2 protein-coding genes are annotated in these 975 nt (G+C 63.7%); both read left to right on the forward strand.

The features are described 5' to 3' along the window. On the forward strand, positions 1–831 hold an 831-nt coding region (locus P0D89_RS53440), incomplete at its 5' end, for a Mu transposase domain-containing protein (RefSeq protein ID WP_408379722.1). Beyond that, positions 824–975: ATP-binding protein (locus tag P0D89_RS53445; RefSeq protein ID WP_408379724.1), on the forward strand; the 152-nt coding region annotated here is incomplete at its 3' end. The genes P0D89_RS53440 and P0D89_RS53445, both read left to right, overlap by 8 nt.

Genomic DNA, 975 nt, shown 5'->3' on the forward strand with positions numbered 1-975 from the left:
GTCGCCAGTGGCTGGGAGAAAGGCGTCGTCGAGAAGAACGTGCAGGACAGCCGCCTGCGTATCTGGATTGAGGCGCGTGGGCAACGCTTCGGCAGTTTCGCTGATCTGAATGCATGGCTGGCGACCCGGTGCCGGTCGTTGTGGGATCAGGTGAAGCATCCGGACTATCGTGAGCTGAGTGTTGCCGACGTGTTCGAGCAGGAACGCGCCCATCTGATGCCGATGCCAACACCGTTTGACGGTTATGTTGAGCGTGCGGCACGAGTCTCGTCGACCTGCCTGGTGGTGATTGGCCGCAATCGCTACTCCGTGCCATGCGAATTCGCAGGCCAGATGCTCAGCACGCGGCTCTATCCTGGCCGTGTCGTGGTGGTTGGCGACGATGCCGTGGTGGCCGAACACGATCGACTGGCCGACGAAGGACAGGTGCGATACGAGTGGCAGCATTACATCCCGCTGATCCAGCGCAAGCCAGGAGCCCTGCGCAACGGTGCGCCGTTCCATGACATGCCCGAGCCGCTGCAACGGCTGCGTCGGGCGTTACTACGTGAGCCAGGCGGCGACCGGGTAATGGCTAAGGTTCTGGCGCTGGTCCCGGAAAGCGGTCTGGATGCCGTAGTGGTTGCAGTCGAACTCGCATTGGAGCAGGCGCCGCCCTCCGGGCGCGTGAGCGTCGAGCATGTGGTGAACGTACTGTCGCGCATGCGCAGCGTGCAGATGCCGCCGAAGATCGATACTGCGCTACAGCTGACGACACCGCCGCTGGCCGACACATCGCGCTACGACGGGCTGCGCCCGGCACTGCAACAGCCGGAGGCCGGTCATGCGTGATCTGATTGTCGAACTCAAACACTTGCGGCTGCACGGCATGGCTGCCGGCTGGGCCGAACTGCTCGAACAGGTGAATGTCGAGGCGGCGTCTTCGCAATGGCTGCTCGAACGGCTGTTGCAGGCCGAGGTCGCGGATCGGGCCGT

It is taken from the genome of Paraburkholderia sp. RL18-085-BIA-A (genome assembly GCF_046027075.1).
Lineage (GTDB): Bacteria > Pseudomonadota > Gammaproteobacteria > Burkholderiales > Burkholderiaceae > Paraburkholderia.